This window comes from Halomonas sp. SIMBA_159, assembly GCF_046536035.1.
GTDB classification, from domain to species: Bacteria; Pseudomonadota; Gammaproteobacteria; order Pseudomonadales; family Halomonadaceae; genus Vreelandella; species Vreelandella venusta_A.
This window is the reverse complement of record NZ_JAWJBT010001041.1, coordinates 1-255: the sequence shown is the minus strand read 5'-3', so window position 1 is coordinate 255 and position 255 is coordinate 1. Positions and strand designations below refer to the sequence as shown.

The 255-nt window shown below is 51.4% G+C and carries 1 protein-coding gene; it reads right to left on the bottom strand.

Annotated elements, in window-relative coordinates; all coding sequences use genetic code 11:
- Positions 1-255: fumarylacetoacetate hydrolase family protein (locus tag R0J87_RS22445; protein WP_498889090.1), on the bottom strand; the 255-nt coding region annotated here is incomplete at both ends.

The following is a 255-nucleotide window of genomic DNA, read 5'->3' as shown; positions in this document are numbered from 1 at the left end:
ATGCCAACTGTCGCCCAGTTCATCCGGTGTGACAGCCACAGGTGAGAAGGCCGAAGCCGGCTTGGACTGAAAGAAACCAAAGCCTTTGCTCAGCTCTGCTGGGATCAGATTGCGCAGCGAGACATCATTGACCAGCATCAGCAATTTGATATGGCCGTGGACTTCTTCGGTGCGTGTACCCATTGGGACATCATTGGTGATCACCGCAATTTCACCTTCAAAATCGATTCCCCAGCTTTCATCGGCCATTTCAAT